Origin of the sequence: Streptomyces sp. HNM0645, assembly GCF_030056615.1 — a bacterium.
Classification (GTDB): domain Bacteria; phylum Actinomycetota; class Actinomycetes; order Streptomycetales; family Streptomycetaceae; genus Streptomyces; species Streptomyces marianii.
Genome location: NZ_JASHLT010000030.1, coordinates 74,265 through 90,518 on the forward strand (window position 1 = coordinate 74,265; position 16,254 = coordinate 90,518).

16 protein-coding genes, 1 tRNA gene and 1 pseudogene are annotated in these 16,254 nt (G+C 69.9%); 9 read left to right on the forward strand and 9 right to left on the reverse strand.

What is annotated here, in order from left to right:
• Window positions 1-232 precede the first annotated feature (232 nt).
• The 4 genes from QMZ92_RS21555 to QMZ92_RS21570 all read left to right on the forward strand — a co-directional run bounded on the left by QMZ92_RS21555 (window position 233) and on the right by QMZ92_RS21570 (window position 3,834).
• Complete coding sequence (locus QMZ92_RS21555) at window positions 233-1,045, forward strand: adhesin (RefSeq protein WP_283299024.1); 813 nt, start codon at window positions 233-235, stop codon at window positions 1,043-1,045.
• A 155-nt stretch (window positions 1,046-1,200) separates the two neighbouring features.
• Window positions 1,201-1,359: a hypothetical protein gene (locus QMZ92_RS21560; protein WP_283299025.1), complete on the forward strand. Its 159-nt coding sequence runs from the start codon at window positions 1,201-1,203 to the stop codon at window positions 1,357-1,359.
• A 395-nt stretch (window positions 1,360-1,754) separates the two neighbouring features.
• Window positions 1,755-3,035, forward strand: a complete 1,281-nt coding sequence (locus tag QMZ92_RS21565; protein ID WP_283299026.1) for an SUMF1/EgtB/PvdO family nonheme iron enzyme — start codon at window positions 1,755-1,757, stop codon at window positions 3,033-3,035.
• Window positions 3,036-3,201: 166 nt separating this feature from the next.
• On the forward strand, window positions 3,202-3,834 hold the full coding sequence (locus tag QMZ92_RS21570; RefSeq protein WP_283299027.1) for a MarC family protein: 633 nt from the start codon (window positions 3,202-3,204) through the stop codon (window positions 3,832-3,834).
• Window positions 3,835-4,537: 703 nt separating this feature from the next.
• Here the strand turns inward: QMZ92_RS21570 and QMZ92_RS21575 are convergent.
• Window positions 4,538-5,893, reverse strand: a complete 1,356-nt coding sequence (locus tag QMZ92_RS21575; RefSeq protein WP_283299028.1) for an AfsR/SARP family transcriptional regulator — start codon at window positions 5,891-5,893, stop codon at window positions 4,538-4,540.
• 286 nt (window positions 5,894-6,179) lie between these two features.
• Between QMZ92_RS21575 and QMZ92_RS21580 the strand changes: the two genes are divergently transcribed.
• Window positions 6,180-6,989 (forward strand): macro domain-containing protein, encoded by an 810-nt coding sequence (locus QMZ92_RS21580; protein ID WP_283299029.1) that lies wholly within the window; start codon window positions 6,180-6,182, stop codon window positions 6,987-6,989.
• 89 nt (window positions 6,990-7,078) lie between these two features.
• Here QMZ92_RS21580 and QMZ92_RS21585 read toward each other — a convergent pair whose 3' ends face one another.
• From QMZ92_RS21585 to QMZ92_RS21595, 3 genes are all read right to left on the reverse strand, one after another.
• Window positions 7,079-7,768 (reverse strand): TIR domain-containing protein, encoded by a 690-nt coding sequence (locus tag QMZ92_RS21585; RefSeq protein ID WP_283299030.1) that lies wholly within the window; start codon window positions 7,766-7,768, stop codon window positions 7,079-7,081.
• Window positions 7,769-7,785: 17 nt separating this feature from the next.
• Window positions 7,786-9,309 carry an AbeC-like domain-containing protein gene (locus QMZ92_RS21590; RefSeq protein WP_283299031.1) on the reverse strand — a complete coding sequence of 508 codons (1,524 nt, stop codon included), beginning with the start codon at window positions 9,307-9,309 and terminating at the stop codon, window positions 7,786-7,788.
• Between the two features lie 130 nt (window positions 9,310-9,439).
• Window positions 9,440-10,195, reverse strand: coding sequence for a hypothetical protein (locus QMZ92_RS21595; protein ID WP_283299032.1), 756 nt, complete (start codon window positions 10,193-10,195; stop codon window positions 9,440-9,442).
• Window positions 10,196-10,480: 285 nt separating this feature from the next.
• Here QMZ92_RS21595 and QMZ92_RS21600 point away from each other — a divergent pair.
• Together QMZ92_RS21600 and QMZ92_RS21605 are read left to right on the forward strand one after the other, a co-directional pair.
• A pseudogene (locus QMZ92_RS21600) lies at window positions 10,481-10,929 on the forward strand (tyrosine-type recombinase/integrase); the annotation flags it as partial.
• A 100-nt stretch (window positions 10,930-11,029) separates the two neighbouring features.
• Window positions 11,030-11,224 (forward strand): hypothetical protein, encoded by a 195-nt coding sequence (locus tag QMZ92_RS21605; RefSeq protein WP_283299034.1) that lies wholly within the window; start codon window positions 11,030-11,032, stop codon window positions 11,222-11,224.
• Window positions 11,225-11,384: 160 nt separating this feature from the next.
• Here QMZ92_RS21605 and QMZ92_RS21610 read toward each other — a convergent pair.
• Window positions 11,385-11,461 (reverse strand) — tRNA-Ser (locus QMZ92_RS21610).
• 287 nt (window positions 11,462-11,748) lie between these two features.
• Between QMZ92_RS21610 and QMZ92_RS21615 the strand changes: the two genes are divergently transcribed.
• A complete protein-coding gene (locus QMZ92_RS21615) occupies window positions 11,749-12,396 on the forward strand; it encodes a hypothetical protein (RefSeq protein ID WP_283299035.1) in 648 nt (215 codons plus the stop codon).
• Between the two features lie 610 nt (window positions 12,397-13,006).
• On the opposite strand, the gene QMZ92_RS21620 is transcribed toward QMZ92_RS21615, so the two are convergent.
• The gene (locus QMZ92_RS21620; protein WP_283299036.1) at window positions 13,007-13,606 is read right to left on the reverse strand and encodes an IS3 family transposase; all 600 of its coding nucleotides are present in this window, start codon (window positions 13,604-13,606) and stop codon (window positions 13,007-13,009) included.
• Complete coding sequence (locus QMZ92_RS21625; protein ID WP_283299037.1) at window positions 13,603-13,914, reverse strand: transposase; 312 nt, start codon at window positions 13,912-13,914, stop codon at window positions 13,603-13,605. The genes QMZ92_RS21620 and QMZ92_RS21625 overlap by 4 nt, the downstream gene beginning before the upstream one ends.
• A gap of 96 nt (window positions 13,915-14,010) precedes the next feature.
• Here QMZ92_RS21625 and QMZ92_RS21630 point away from each other — a divergent pair, with 96 nt between their 5' ends.
• Window positions 14,011-15,147: a tyrosine-type recombinase/integrase gene (locus QMZ92_RS21630; protein ID WP_283299038.1), complete on the forward strand. Its 1,137-nt coding sequence runs from the start codon at window positions 14,011-14,013 to the stop codon at window positions 15,145-15,147.
• A gap of 77 nt (window positions 15,148-15,224) precedes the next feature.
• On the opposite strand, the gene QMZ92_RS21635 is transcribed toward QMZ92_RS21630, so the two are convergent.
• Window positions 15,225-15,566: a deoxyxylulose-5-phosphate synthase gene (locus QMZ92_RS21635; RefSeq protein WP_283299039.1), complete on the reverse strand. Its 342-nt coding sequence runs from the start codon at window positions 15,564-15,566 to the stop codon at window positions 15,225-15,227.
• A gap of 104 nt (window positions 15,567-15,670) precedes the next feature.
• Window positions 15,671-16,003 (reverse strand): hypothetical protein, encoded by a 333-nt coding sequence (locus tag QMZ92_RS21640; protein ID WP_283299041.1) that lies wholly within the window; start codon window positions 16,001-16,003, stop codon window positions 15,671-15,673.
• Window positions 16,004-16,254: the final 251 nt, after the last annotated feature.

The window sequence follows — 16,254 nt, forward strand, 5'->3', positions numbered from 1 at the left end:
TCACGACCCGTCCGGCGGACCGCAGGCCATGAGCCGGTGCACGGCGCGGCCCCACTCCCGCTGAACCGCCGACCGCGGAGCAGGGCCGACCCCCGGTCACGGGCCGAACGCGGATCGTGAGCCGCACCGCGGATCACGACGGTTCCCGCCCGTGACGTACAAGGTTCCTGCATAGTGGGCTGGTATGGCCTGCGAACGGTGCGGCAGTGAAAGACACACGCCTCTGCCCGGTATGAGTTGCCCCGACTGCGGATACGTGGTCCCGGACGAGCGGCGTCCAGGGCCGTCTTGGGTCGCCCGCGAGACGATCGCGGGCCGCGTCTCCCTGCTCTCCCGTTTCCGCAGGGCTCTGCTGGCGGGCGGAACCGTCGTCGTTCTGGGCTGTTTCGTCGCGGCTGCGGCACTCCTCACCGACGGCGACGGTGACGGCGACGGGGGCGGCGATGGCGGCGCACGGGCCGCCGCGACCGACTTCCCGGGGCGCGCGATCCCGACTCGTGTGGGTCCGACGGCGCTGCCCGGCGGCGGGCAGTTCGAGGAGTGGGCGGGCCCGGGGTGTACGACGGGCACGTACCGGGAAGTGGGCCGGTTCGAGAACGGCGACGCCGCCTGGTACTCGGTCGGCCGGGGTGGCCGCAGCAATTCCGACTGCGACGGCAGCTTCACGGCCGTTCCCATGTCGGGCAGTACGGCCAAGGACACCCGGGCCACGGCGATCTGGAGCTGGAAGCTGGACGACGACTACCGGTCGTGCGCGCTCGAGGTGTTCGTCCCCAGGACGAACCGCGCCTCGGAGTCCGCCGGTGACCCCACCTTCTACCGCGTCCTCGCCGACCCGGACGACGTACGGTCCGGCTACACCGGCTTCGGCGTCCGCCAGACCGTCCACCGCGGCGAGCTCGTGTCCGTCAAGAGCTATCCGGTCAAGGGCGACAAGGTCTTCGCGGTTCAGCTCCTCGACCGAGGGCGGGACTGGGGCAGCGCCGAACGAATCGGGGCGCACCATGCGGCGGCCCAGATGAAGCTGACCTGCGGGTCGGCGTAGAGCGGTCGCGCCGCCGCGCCGTCACGACCGCACCCTCGTTCGCCCGCGCACTGCTCTCCCCCGTTCCCGGCCCGGCCTTCCTCCGGCGCCTTCTCCCGCCAGACCTCCGCCCGCTCCATCTCCTCGCGCGGTCTTCCCGCTCCTCGCTCCGGCCTGTGACCGACACCCTGGGGAGGATGGGCGCGGCGGCGCCGAGTGCGGGACGGGGGCCCGCCGGTGGCGCGGACTTCACGGCCGCGACGGGGAACGCGCTCGTGGCCCTCGGCGCGCTCGTGGCCACCCACCTCCCGAGCGGTGCGAACGGCCGGAGGTGACCGGCGGCGGGAGCTCTGGAGTACGTGCCCGCCCGTACGCGTGGGCGCGGACCCGAAACCGGGCATCGGTTCACCGGTACCGGTGCCCGGCAATCGCCACGACGCAGCACCGGGGCCTCGTCGTCCGGCTGCGAGCGCCTTCCGCCGGTTCGTCGTACCGGTACGACCACCCTCGGTCCGTTCGTCGTACCGGTACGACGACGAGGCGCGGGGCAGGGAGCACGATCACGCCCGGACACACGACACCTGTGCGCCATTCGATGCGTTCGGTGCCGCCTTCAACGCGTTGAGTGACCGGTGGGGTTACTGTGGCGGCCGCTGTTGTTGTGATCAACGGGCCGCCCCGCCCGCTTCCGGCTCGCGGGGCGGCCCGCCACGACCGGACAGGTACGCCCATGCGTCTCGCATCCCCCCGTCCCCGCCTCCTCAGGGCCGTCGCAGTGGCGTGCGCGCTGTCGGCGCCCCTGGCCCCCGCCGCCACCGCGGGAACGCCCGCAGACGGGGACGACCGTCACCGTGCGGGTGAGGTCATCACCGTGACGACCACCAGGGTCGGCGCGCCCGGCAATCCCCCGGTGAGCGTCGTCCCCTTCACCGATGCCGTCTACGCCGACTGCTCCGCGGCTCCCGGGACGGCGCGCGGCTGTCTCACGGTCGGCGGGGTCGACTACCCGTACGAGATCGGCATGCTCGAGATCACCGTCGCGCAGTGGGTGGCGTTCCTGAACACCGCCGACCCCGCCGGGCGCGATCCCTTCGACCTCTACGAGGAGAGCGAAAGCGGCGCGACCTGGCCCAAGTACGGACAGGTCGAGTTCATCGAGGACGCCCGCAGGGGCCGCCACTACGCGGTCGCCCGGCCGGAGTGGGCGGACAAGCCGTACGGCTTCGCGGACTTCCTCGACGCGGCCCGCCTCGTCAACTCCCTCGTCAACGGCCGCGTCCTGGCCAAGGACACCCGTACCGAGGGGGCGTTCACGTACGTCACCTACAAGGTGCGGCTCTCACCGCGGACCGAGCGCGGGATGTACGACCTGGACCGCCCGGACACGACCCGGACCGAGGACACCGGCTTCGTCGTACCGAGCCAGAACGAGTGGATCAAGGCCGCGTACTACGACCCGAACGGCGGTGGTACGCACTCGTACTGGAAGTACCCCACCAACCCGGGCGTCTTCGGCGACGGCGACGCGACCGCCCCCAGCCCCACCGTCCTCAACGCCACCACCGGCGACGTCACCAACTCCTCGACCCAGCCGCTCGCTTCGTACCACCCCTCCGGCGGCGCGGCCCCCACCTGGTGCCCGGCCCAGGTGCCGCCGGCCGACTGCGACACCGTCAATCCGCTCGGCCTGGACCCCACGACCTATGCCGATCTCTACCAGGGCAGCCTCAGCACGGTCGGCCAGGCCCGCACCACCTCCCCGTGGGGGACCCTCGACCAGGGCGGCAACGCGGTCGAATGGACCGACACCATCACCCCGCCCCCGACCGGGCAGGACTTCGGCCGCGTCTGGCGACGGCTGCACGGCGGGGTGTCGAACTCGGCGCCCTACCAGATGTGGCCCTCCGCGGTCGGACTCCAGCCCCAGGACAACTTCTTCTACCGGCACACCTATCCGTGGCTCGGCATCCGGATCGGAGTGGTCGGGGACGTGGGACCGAAGGGGCCCTGACGACCCCGTCCTGACCGGGTCCCGCCGGCGAGGCACTTCGGCGAGACGGGCGAACGGACGGGACTCCTACCGCCGCCCGGGACGGCTCCCGCGCGGTCGCCGGGCCGGAGGGAGCCGACCGCCGCCGGCGGCGAGAGGCCGACACAGGACAGCGGGAGACGACGGCATGAGCACCCTTGAGCTGACCATTCAGGCGACCATCGCGATGGTCCTGCTGGTCGATCCGTTCATCCGAGGCGTCTTCTTCCGCGTGCTCACCGACAACGAACCGGAGCGGCGGCGGGAGTACGTCGGCCGCATCATGGTGGTCATCGCGATCACCCTGGGCGGCGCGGCCCTGATCGGCAAGCCGGTGCTCGATGCGGTCGGCATCGATCTGTCGGCGTTCGGTTTCGCCGGTGGTCTGGTGCTCCTGCTGATGGGGTTCGAGATGCTCTTCGGCGGCGAGCCGACCCGGGCGCAGGGCGGTGCCGCGGCGCACGAGGAACCGGCGCCGAGATCGGCCGAGGACTCGATCGTGGTGCCCTACGCCATCCCCTTCATGGCCGGTCCCGGGGCCATCACCACGGTCATCGGCATCGCCTCGACGGGGCGGGGCTGGTCGGGCACGATCGCCGCGCTCATCGCCGTCGCCATCACCGTGGCCCTGATCCCGGTGGGGCACCTGCTCCTGGTCGAGAGGTTGAGGATGTCGGCACAGACCATCGCCATCGTCACGCGGTTCGGCGGACTGATCGTCGCCACGATCGGTATCCAGCTCATGCTCAACGGGATCAGGACGTACTTCGGCCTCGGCTGAGCCCCGCGGCCCCCGTCGACCCGGCCGGGGCCGGCACGCCGCAGCGGTTCCCGCACGGTGTTCCCGCCCGACTCCTGGCCGCTGCGGATCACCACGCACGACCCGAGCGGCCGGGCGGAGCACGGCAGCCTCGTCCGGCAGGACATCGCGGGACCCCTGCTTCGCCGGCGACCCGCCGGCACGCCACCGTGCGCTGCCGCTGCCGCTGCCGCTGCCGGAACCGGGCGACACCGTCCTGGTCCCGGACACCGGCGCGCACGGCTTCTCGACACGGTTCCACTACAGCAGCGCGCCGGAGCCTGCCGCGTACCGCGTACGGGGCGGCGGCGGGGACGGGACGGCCAGGTCGGCTGCGAGTTCCTTCGACCGGCCCGGGATCCGCAGGAGGCGGCGGCCCCGGTGGTCCGGACCGTTGCCCGCGTCCACCCTGCTGCGTACGGCCTGTCGACGGGTGGCACCCCGGTCGGGCCGGCACCCGCGGCTGCGGCACGTACCCCCGCCAGGAACATCTCGGAACCGGATCGGAAGCGGTTGACGGGTACCGGCGGAAGCGGCCGGGGTGGTCTCGTGGACGGCGATGAGGCCGGGCGCAGCGACGCGTGGCCCGGACGGCGGGGATCCGTGAAGGGGGAGCTGGGAGATGCGGAGCAGCCCGCCGGTCCGGGGCACACGTCCCAGCCCGCGCCCGGCCTCGCCTTCGCTGTCAGTCCGCCGCGCGTGGGCCGAGTACGAGGTCCTGGAAGCGCTGCTCCACCGGGGCCAGGTCGGTCTGGGCCAGCTCCTGGGGCCGGACGACGAGCCGGAGCTCGGGGGTCAGGGCGGGGTAGCGGCGGCAGGCGTCGATGAACGAATCCACGATCAGGGCGACCAACTGGCCCCGGTCCAGATCCGTGACACGGGCCAGCCCGGAACCGATCAGCGGGACGGCGACCGGCTTGAACAGCCCGTGAACCGCCACCGAGGCCCACAGATTCTCCAGACTCAGCCGCAGATCACGGTCGCTGGACCTGGCCACCAGATCGTTGCCGAGCTGCGAATAGGCGATGGCGAACACCCGGCGGCCGTCGACCGGCACTACCACGGTGGTGCCCACCGGGTAGCGTACCCGCCGGCCCAGCGGCTTGGACCGTGCGCTCTCGGTGCCCACCGCCTTCATCTTGCGCAGACCCGCCCGCAGCTTGTCGTCCAGCAGGCGGCGCCGCCCGCCGAACAGCCGGTCGACGAGCTGGCTCTGCACGCTCTCGCGGCTGATCACGAGATCCTCGGCGGTCTCGGTGTCGAAGGTGTCGGAGAACCCGATCACCAGGTTGCAGTCCTCTTGGTCGAACAAGTCGCCGCGCAACAGCACCACATCGGCCCGCTGTCCCGGCAACGGCACCCGGTGCCGAAGAAGTTCCGCCCCGTGCCGGGCGCGGAGCTGTGCGCGGAGTGTGTCGAGGACCCGTGCGGCCTCGGCGTCGTCGGGGTGGTCGTAGGCGATCATCTCGGCGACCGGCAGCGCGAGCTCCGGGCGCCCCAGGTCTGTCTGCGCACGCACCAGTTCACGCCGGGCCGACTCCTGCAGGGTGGTCAGGCGGCGTACGAAGGGCACGGCGAACCCCTCGCCGCTCACCTCGGCCAGCGGCCGGCCGCGCACCAGGGACAGCGCCTCGGCAAGCCGGTGTGCGGCGGTCGCCGGCGGCGCGAGCAGGGCGTCGCTGACGATCGCGGTGAACCGCGCGCTGTCCAGTTCCTCGGGCCGCAGCACCAGACGGTAGGCGGTCTCCGGGCCCTGCACGGTGACCTGCTGCTCGGTGCGCAGGATGTTCGTTCCGGCGCCGTCCTGGCCGGGTGCCAAGGCCCGCCGCAGCTCCAGGACACGTTTCTGGACCTCGTTGCGGTTGCGCTGGTCCAGATGGCGGGGCTCGTCCGCGAGCCCCCACACGTCGCGACGCAGTTGCCGCACCGGCACCGCCTCGCCCTCGGCCGCCACCAGACGGACCAGCAGCCTTACGGTCAGCGGCGTCAGCCGGACCGGAACCCCGTCGACTTCGAGCTGAACCGGGCCCAGGATCCTCACTTGGACACGTGCTCCCGCACCGGCCATCCCCGTCGCCCCCCAACGGTTGCACGTCACTCTGCGTCAGGCACTGGTGACCGGAAGATTACCATCGGGCCCTGGGGTAACCGTGAGTTCGGGTGATTCCGGCGGTCTGGACCCGAGAGACCCGATAAGATCCCCCGACTCCTCCCGGCCGCACCCCGAGCCGTGCCCGCGACGGCGGTCGGCTCGCCCCCGCTCCCTTCTCTTCCCGCGTCTGCCGCGTGGCGCGCGGCGCGCCCGGCAGGTCTTCGTACGCGACACGATGGTGGCGTTCGGCGGGCTGTCGGCCGTGCTGCAGGTCCTGGGCCCGTTCGTGCCGCACAGCGGTTCCGTCGCCGCCGTCGGGCTGTCGGTGGGGGCGTGCCTGGGCTGGGGGTTGATGCGGGCCCGTCCGGCGGCCCGGGTCCAGCAGGTGTTCCGGCGGCCCGACATGACGGTGGTCGTCGAGGCGGGCGACTTGTTCGACCAGTCGACCCACCTCGTCGTCGGCTTCTGCGACACCTTCGACACCTTGTCGGCCGGCGGTCGAGTCATCAACGACGACAGCCTGCAGGCGCAACTGCTGGACCGCGGATACGGCGGCGACGCGGCCCGTCTGGAAGCGGAGCTGAGCGCGGCGCTCGCCTCGGTCGAGCCGGTCGCGCGCGAGGAGCGGGCCGACAAGCCGCTCGGCAAGCTCGACCGCTATCCGATCGGCACGGTCGCGGTACTGGGCATTCGACCGCGGCTGGTGTTCGGCGTGGCCTACAGCCGGATCGGCAACGACTACCTGGCCGTCTCCGGGGTGGAGGACCTGTGGCGGGGCCTCGGCGGGCTGTGGGACGCGCTGCGCGCTCATGCCCAACTGGACCGGGTGGCAATGCCGTTGGTCGGCTCCGGGCTGGCGCGGATCGGCTATCTCGACCGGGACAGCCTGCTCCGGCTGATCCTGATGTCGTTCGTGGCCCGCTCCCGGGAGAGCGCGATCTGCCGTGAACTGCGCGTGGTGGTACGGCCTGAGGAACTGGAGAGCATCGACATGCGCGAGCTGGCCGCGTTCCTCGACGCCCTGGCGTCGGACCCGGACCGGTAGCGTACGTACGGACCGGACGGCGTGGGTACATCCGTTGACGGCGTACGAAGGGGGCGGAACTCGGCGCCCCGCCCCTCTCGCACCGTCCGTCAGGCCAGTCGGCGGTATGCCGCGAGATTCCTGAAGTACGAGATGTCGCGCCAGTCCGGCCGGGTGTCGTCGAGGTCGCACTCGGCGCCCTTGAGCCGTTCGACGATCTTCGAGACGGCGGCCTCGGAGCCGTCGAAGTGGACCACGTTGCGGCCCGCGAGATCCGCGGCGGGCCGCACCTGGCCGACCTGCACGATGATCGTCCGCTCCGGATAGGCCATCAGCGCCATGCCGAGTTCGATCAGCACGTTCTGGCGGGGCTGGCCGGTCAACCGGTTCTCGTAGGTGGGCTCGTTGAAGCCCTGCAGGTGAGGATGGAGCATGGCGACGTCGTCCGGGGTGAGCAGCACGAGCGCAGCCTGCGCCTGCGACAGCGCCTTCTCGATGACCTCGCCGAGGAACGGCGCGGTCCCCCCGGTGGCCCGAACCAGCCGCTCCCACTCCAGCGGGCGCAGGTCGAGCCGGCGCAGCAGCCCGAACATCGCCGTGCGGACCTCCTCGTCACGGCCGTGCACGACGAAGACGCTGCGGCTGCGGCCGTAGTCCGCGCGCGCCCGGGTCGCGCGCTCCGCCTCCTGCTCGACGGACGGCTGCTGCTGCGGAGTGTTGTAGACGTTGTAGCCGAAGTTGCTGTTCCGGCCGCCGAATACGTTCTGGCTGTTGTCACCGAAGGTGTGGCCCTGGCTCATGGTCGTTTCCCTGTCCGTCATGATGAACGGCCGTCCCGCGGCTGGTAGTTGTAGCCGAAGTTGCTGTTCTGGCCGCCGAATACGTTCTGGCTGTTGTCGCCCAGCAGGATGTTGGTCTGCGCGCGGTCGTGCTCGGCGAGGTCCACGTCGTGCTCGTCGAGGAACTCGCGGATGTTCTGGAGCAGACGACGCTCGACGATCTCCATGTACTTGGTCGCGTCGGAGTGCTGGAAGAAGTGGTGGTAGTGCTCGCTGGTGGCCAGTTCCCTGACGCTGGCCACCGCGCCGCAGTTGAGCCACGGGTTGACGTAACGGGCCAGCCCGAACTCGCTGGTGTCCGTCATCTGGTCCGCCTGCAGCACCGCGGCCATCGCCCTCCTGGCCCTCCTGGCCCGCCAGGGCCGGATCCACGGGACCGCCCACGTCGGCAGGAACCGCTCCGGGATCAGCCACAGCGGCCAGAGCCACACCACGGTGGACCAGCGCACCGTGGTCGTGAACATGTCCCACGCCACCCGCACCGCCAGACGCCCGTCGATGGCGCGGGGCAACTGGTCCACGAGGTGGAAGTCCTTCACGAGCGGGCCGAGCACATAGGTGTAGAACTCGGTGTGCAGCGTGTTGCCCCGGATGTCGAACCCGACGAAGATCGAGGTCACCAGTTCCTCGTCCCACGACCCGACGCGCACGCACAGGTATTCGCGGGCCGCGTCGTAGTCCTCGCGCCAGTGGACGCCGGGCAGGTCGTCCATGCCGGGCAGTTCGGACCAGTCGGCACCGGTGGAACGGTCGTTGGTGCGGATCGCGGTGGTGTAGCGGCGCTGCTCGACGGTCAGCCCTTCGATCCGCTCGTCGGGGCGGGCCTCGTCGCGGAGATCGGCGGCCATCCGGGCGGCGACCTGGCTGGTGATGTCGCGCACGGTGAACGGGACGACCTGCCTGCGCTCGATGGTGTCGAGGTCGGGGGGCAAGCCGGTCTCGCCCTTGCGTGCCATGATCCGGGTCTTCGGGGCGCCCAGCAGCAACTGCGCGTTGGACCAGTCGCGTATGGGCAGGCCCGCGCCGACGAAGGGCCGGTAGCCGCCGTAGAAGACCAGTCCGCTGCGGCTGGCCTGCTCTTGGTCGATCTTGTGGGCAAGCGCGGGGGTCAGCTTGTCGTGCGACGGGCAGGCGCCGCCGAAGCCGCCGTCCGGCCCGCTCTCCCGCAGCCGGGTCATCAGGATGTGCAGGGTGACGACACGGCGCAGATAGGCCGCCGCCCACGGCACCCAGATCAGCACGACGACGCCGAGGGGGCGGCTGAGCACCCCGCTGCTCATCAGCAGCAGGACCGCGGCCGCCGTGCCGGCCGCGGCCGCCCACTGGGTGCGGTGCAGCCGGCGCGCGGCGAGGGCGTGCGCGAGCACCGACACGGCGTCGTAGCCGAAGGAGGGCGCGACGACCCGGAAACGACTGTCCAGCAGTTCCCGGATGACGGCGCCCCGGTACCCGGGATCGAGGTAGGTGCCCGCTGACAGCAGCCGGGTGGCTCTGGTTTGCACGTACTCGCGGTGTTGTGCCGGCGGCTTCTGCGGCGGCGGGCCGGGTGGATGAGGGGAAAGTTCTTCTGTGGCCATGGTGGTTCGCGCTCCGCTCATGTGGGCGCACCTCTCCGGCACGCCCGGTGGGGTGTCAGTCGGTCCGGGTGGCCGTGCCGCTGGTGATGACACCGTCACGGACGGTGTAGGTGGCGTCGTAGGAGTGCGTCGTGCCGTCGGCCTGGAGGGCTTCGATGGTCAGCCGCACCCTGGTGCCTTCCACGGACACGATGCCGATGGTGTCCCGCTTGGTGGTGGCGTAGCCCGAGACGAAGCGGTCGTAGCTGGAGTCGAGGTTCTTGCCGCCGAGAGCCCAGGCGGTCTGGTAGTCGCGGGCGTTGATCGCCTCGAAGTAGGCGGTGACGACATCGCTCGGTCCGCCGGTCGGGCTCGCGGCCGGGGTGCCGGTGGTGGTGTCCGGCGGGTAGCCGCCGTCTCCGAAGTCGTCGGTCGCGGTCGCCTCGGGGGTGCCGTAGACGTCCGGTGCGGCGGTGTCGTCGTAAGGCCATGCGGGTGCCCTCGTCGAGGGCGTGTGGGTCGGTTGGTCGGCTGTGCTTGAGCTGTCCGTGCCGAAGGTGTCCGAACCGAAGAGGCCGGACCCCGATGACCCCGATGACCCGGAAGGCCCGTAGGGCCCGTAGGGCCCGGAGGAGGTGGAGCCGTCAGCCGCGCCGCCCAAGAGGACCACCATCATGGCGAGCAGCAGGGGCGTGGTGATGACCACGAGCCCCCAGGTGCGGGCGGGGCCGCTCGGGGGTATCAGCCCCGGGGCGCGATAGGAGGGCGGCGCGCGGTGGGTGGACGGTGGGTCGGGACGCCCGGCGTACGGTGTCAGCCCTGGGTCGTTCATGGGGTTCTCCACAGGTCACTGCAGTGCGGCGCGCCCGCCCCGGATGGCCCATGGCGGTCCGTACGGTACGTGTGTACGCGATGGGCCCGCCGCGGAGCGACGATGGACAGCGGTGCGCGGAATGGCGGTTGACGCCTCCGATGCGACCAGCGCCCCCGCTTCCGTGCCCAGAACCGACCTGCTTCCGATCCGCTTCCGGTTCGCTCCGGGCCCTTGGGACGGCCGGTCCGCCGCCCGGGTCCCGGTCGTGGAAGGCGTTCCCCGCCGGACGTGTGCTCCCTGGCCCAGCGGGCTCAAGCGGAGATGCAGGACGGCAGGCTCTTCGACAAGGCTCCGAAGTCCGCGGCCGGGGTGCGCTCCGTCTCCTTCCCGGCCGAACTACTCGACGCGGTCACGCACCACCTGGAGCACTTCGCCGCTCCCGGCCACGACGGGCACGTCTTCGTCGGGCCGCAGGGCGGGCAACTGCGGCGCAGCAACTTCCGGGACGACTGGGTCAAGGCCCGGAAGGCCGCGGGCGTCACGGCCGAACTGCACTTCCACGACCTGCGGCACACGGGCAACACGCTGGCCTCGACGGCCGGCGCCAGTACGCGGGAGCCGATGACGCGGATGGGTCACAGCAGCTCGCGGGCCGCGCTGATCTACCAGCACATGACCAGCGACCGGACCGGGCCATCGCGGACCGCCTTGGGGCCGTGATCCGCAACAGTGGAGGAAACGCTCCCACCTAGAAGAGAAGGGGGGCGATCGTGCCACCGCCTTCCCTATGGGCCAGGCATCGCCGGTCTACGGCGAGACGGCCGGACTGTAGGGTCCAGCAGAGGGGGAAACATGGCTGATCGCGGCTGGTACGACGACAGTGACTACCACGAAGCAGTCCAGCGGGCCGAACGAGCGAGACGGTCCGGCTGGTCAGCGATCGCCTGGACTACAGGAGCGCTCGGCTGTGTGCTGATCACCATCGCCGTTCTCTGTGTGGTCGCGGTCGTCGCGTGCCTCTTCGTTGTGGTGGCGCGCAATTACTGAGCAGCCACCAAGCACGGGTGCGGTCACTGATCGTCCGGGCGCTCCCTGGGAGATGTGGACTCCGCGTGGACTCTAGTGGCACGCGTGTGGCACGACCCCGGACATGACGAAGGGCCAGTTTGGGAGGGAACCCCTCCTGAGCTGGCCCTTTTCTCTGTGCCCCCGGCAGGATTCGAACCTGCGACACCGCTTTAGGAGTGCTTTAGGAGTTCGATCCCAGCCCGTTTCGGCTGCGGTCGACGACTGGTGCGGCGGCCGGACGAAGACGCTGGTGTGCGCCTCCGTCCGGCTCCGTTGATGTCAGCCGTGGATGTCAGGAGCCTTCTGATCCGTAGCTCTAGCCGAGTCGGTCAGCGGCGGCCATACCGGTCGCTTCGCGGCCCGGGAGGGACGGTATCGGGCGGGGGACGGTTACTGGGGTTGCGGTACACAGCAGCTGTACCGCAACCAGACGGCACCGAACCACCTGGACGTGCAGGACGAACTGCATTGGCCCCACGCTTCTTTGCAAGTGCGCTGCACGCGTGACTCTTGATCAATTCTATGTGATCACCGTGGTCCGTCCGAGCGGGGCTGACCTCCGCGCTCGGAATTTCGCAAGCGCGACGGTGTCGCGCGATCTGTTGGGGGAAGCCTTGTTCAGTTCCAAGTCCCGCACGTTCAAGTCCGCGTGCGCGCTTTTGCTTGCCGGCGCCACTCTGGCAACCATCGCCCCTACCGCCTCTGCTGCCGAGCAGCCTGCGCAGCGTCCCGCCAAGGTCGTTGCCACCGACAGCAGGGGTGGCGCCTTCCTCGACCTTGCGTCTCAGGGCTACACCTACGAGGAAGCCGTTGAGGCATTCAAGGACTCTGACGTCGTCACGGTCGTGCGAGGGGAGATCCCGGCCGAGGACCAGGCCGAGGGCCCCAAGAGGGTTGCACGAGGCGTCACCCTCGGTTGGTACGTCTACGTGAAGCTGAGCAAGTCCCAGGCCACCGCTATCAACTACGGTAGCGCTGCCACCGCGGCGGGCATCATCGGCGCGATCACCGGCGGAATCGGCGCTGCGGTCGCGGCCGGCGTCTACACTTATATAGCCACCCTCGGAGCCGAAGGCATCGCCAAGTGCAAGAAGGGCGTCGAGATGAAGTTCAGCTACACGGGCAAGGCACGCGGCGTGAAGTGCTACTAAGGGGGTCAGGTCAAGGATGAGTAGCCGCAGATCGACAACGATCGGGGCGTTGGTCGCGGTCTTCGCCTTCTTCCTTGGCTTGCTCATCCATGACCAGTTGAGCTCGCCAGGCGGTGACCTCGGCCAGGCGCTGATCATCTTCGCGCTTGTTGCTGTACCGGGCGCTCTCCTGGTCGCATGGCTGGCAGGCGCAGGGCGCCGGAATCGCTGAGCGCCGCTGGCCACGGGCGGGACCACTCGGTCTTGAAAAGCGTCGTGGCGCAAGTCACCGTGGGTTCAAATCCCACACCCACCGCGCAGGTAGAAGCGCTGGGAACGGCCTCTGACCAGGGAACACGGTCGGGGGCCGTTCCCCGTGTCTGCTCCCCGTGATCAACCGGTGTTCCCCGTGGTTCCCCGCTCGATGGGGCACGCGAGGGGCACGCGCTGTCAGTGCTGATCTGTCCGGACGGCCCGAGACATCCGGGCCCAAGATCTGGCAACCTGCATCCGTGATGATGACGTGGGCTGACTTCTGGGCCCTGATAGGCACCTTGAACGGCAGAGCCTACGAGACTGGCTGCCGACGCCTTGAGCTGTACCGAGTTTCGTAGAGTCCGATCTTGATGGTTCAGGCGGACTGCGCGACTTGCTCCTGGCTCCGCCAGAAGGCTTGCTCGTACTCGGCGGGCGGTACGTAGTCGAGTGCGGAGTGGAGGCGTTCCAGCGGGAGTTCGGTCCGCATGTGGTTCGCAACCTGCCATCCGACGATCAAACGTGAGTACACGTCCAGGACGAATGCCGCGTATGCCCAGCCGGACCAGGTGCGGACATAGGTCATGTCCGCCACCCAGAGCTGGTCGGGCCGAGAGGCGGTGAAGTCGCGGTCGACCAGGTTCGGCGGGCGGGGTGCCGACGGCTCCGGAATGGTGGTGCGGCGCCGCCGGCCACGGATGACGCCCTCGATGCCGAGCTCAGCCATCAGCCGCTCGACGGTGCAGCGGGCCACCTCGTGGCCCTTGCGCCGAAGGGCGCGGGTGATCCGGCGGGCGCCATAGGTGCCGCCCGACTCCGCGTGGACCTGCTCGATCAGCGGCATCAGCTGCTCGTCCCGGAGCCGGCGGGCCGGCTGCGGCCGCTTCTTGCGGGCGAAGTACGTCGACGGCGACAGGTCCAGCACCCGGCAGACGGGATCGACCCCGAGACCTCTGTCACGCAGGTGGTCTATCACCTGCTCGGCCTCGTCCGGGGACGGTCGATCTCCTGGGCAAAAAACACGCTGGCGGCTTTGAGGATGTCGTTCGCCCGCCTCAACTCCGCTACTTCCTTGCGGAGTTGTTTGAGCTCGTCCTGCTCGGCGGTGGTCAGCCGGTCGTCGCGCTCACCGCGGTCGGCCTCGGCCTGGCGGACCCAGCCGCGCAGGGCCTCCTTGTGGATGCCCAGGTCCTTCGCGACGTGGGCGATCGGCCGGCCGGTGGCGCGGACCTCGCGGATCGCGCGCTCGCGGAGCTCATCGGGGTATTTACGGGGTGCTGCCATGGTGCTGGTGGTTCTCCTTCGCCAGGACGGTAACCCTGGCATCAGGGACTCCACAAATCTCGGTACAGCTCACGTACGCCGCCGGGGCGCTAGCGCGTGCGCTGGTACGGCCCTGACGGCAAGCCGAAGATGAAGACCTTCGCCCGCAAGGTCGATGCTGAGGCGGAACGGACGAGGATGGAGTCCCGCCTCAACGACGGGTCCTACCGTGACCCGGCTGCTGCGCGCGCGAAGTTCGCGGAGGTGGCGGATTCCTGGCTGGCCGCGCAGATTCATCTCAAGCGTTCGACCCGGGCGCGCTACCGCGGTGTTCTCGACGTCCACGTGATCCCCAAGTGGGGCACCACTCCGTTGGACCGCATCCACTACGAGGACATCGCCGAGTGGCTCGCGGCCCTGCTGTCCGGTGAGGCGACCGACGGCAGGAAGCTCAGCCCCCGGTCGGTCCGCAAGGCGTACGTCGTCCTCAGCCGCGTTCTCGGCTACGCGGTCAAGTTCCGTCGTCTGGCCGCCAACCCGGCCGTCGGCGTGCCCTTGCCGAAGGCGATGCCAGCCGACCACGTCTACCTCGACGACATGCAGGTCGACGCGCTGGCCAACGCGTCAGGCGTCTACAAGGTATTCATCCTGGTGCTGGCCTACACCGGCCTGCGCTGGGGCGAGGCGTCCGCACTGAAGGTGGGCCGCGTCGACCTCGACGCCTGCCGGGCCCACATCGTCGAGGCGTACGCCGAGGACAACGGCAAGCTCTACCTCGACATCCCCAAGAACCATGAGCGTCGGTCCGTGCCGATCCCGCGGTTCCTGGCCGAGGAGCTGAAATCCCACGTCCAGGGGCGGGGAGACGAGGAACTGCTCTTCACCGCCCCGCAGGGCGGACCGCTGCGGGCCCGCAACTTCCGTCAGCGGTTCTTCGCGCCAGCGGTCGTGAAGGCCGGGCTGGGCCACCTGAACGTCACCCCGCACAAGCTGCGGCATACGGCGGCTTCACTCGCCATCGCCAGCGGCGCAGACGTCAACGTCGTGCAGACGATGCTCGGCCACAAGTCCGCGACGCTGACCCTGGACACGTATGGGCACCTCTTTCCGGACCGTCTCGATGAGGTCTCGAAGAAGATGCACAGGCGCCGCGCCAAGCAGTTGGCCAAAGCGAAGGCCAAGCTGGAGAAGGGGGAGAAGAAGGCCCGTAAGGCTGCCGCGGCCGTGGCTGTCCTGGCGGATCCCGCGGCGTGATGTGTGCCTATGCGGGCCGTGTATGACCGCAGGGGTTCCCTCGGAGGCGTGGTGGAACGCCCCCCTGCTTCCGGCTGCTAGGGCAGGTCTCGCCGGACCAACGCCTGAGCGAACGGTTCTCCGGTTGTCCGGGCATAGGCCATCCGCTCGCGCACCTCGCTAAGGGTGCGTGGGCGGTAGCCGGGGCCGCCGCAGCAGCTCTTGTGGAAGCGCACACCGGCATGCAGCAGCACGGAGAGGGTGCGCCAGGCGGCGGTGTCCCGCCTCTTGGGTGCCGCGAAGGCGGAGCCGACGTGGATCAGTGGTTCGGCGCAGCGTGGACAGACCCGGTCGCGGTCGTGGTAGCCGGAGCCGGGATAGGGCTGCTTGTACGAGGCTCGGCAGGGCAGGCAAACGTACGAGGTCTTTCCGTGGGCCATGCGGGAAGGGTAGAGCCACCGCAGGTTCGGGCTCGACAGATTTCCGGCATGCTGCGCGGGCTCTTCAGCAGAGGTGGGGCGGCGATGGCCGACCGTACTTGCTTCTACTCGCGGCGGCGGAGTGCTGCGTCGATGGCGTCAGCGGCGTCCCTGGCGGCCAGCTCGCTGATCTCCTTGGGGACCTCGCGGTCGTCATACACGAAGAGTCTTGCGTCGACGACGTGGGTCTTCGGTTGCCAGCCGAGACGACGGCCTGCCTCGCGTGCAGCACGACGGACGTCCTTCAGTTCGCCCATCTCCTCAAGATCACCGCTGCTCAGGACCAGCTGTCCGTGATAGCCCTGGTAGCCGGGCTTGAGAGACGCCTTCATCAGGTTCTCCAAGCGGTCGACCAGGTTGTCGTAGCGGCGCTTGGCCAGCTCGTCCTCAGCTGGCATCGCGGTACAGCTCCCCACCCTCGGAGCACAGCTCATGTGTGCTGAATCCGTGCCGGAAGGCAGAGGCCCTGCCGCCCCGATGGGCGGCAGGGCCTCTGACGCGTAAATAGCAGCAGGTCAGGGTCGGTGTGGGCAGCATTGGACGCCCGGTGGCCGTGGGGTCGCCGGGTGTCCGGGGTCGTCGGTCAGGCTGGCTGCTCCCTCGGGTTGAGGGTGACGGTGTAGCCGAGCTGGTTGAGCTGGTTGATCGC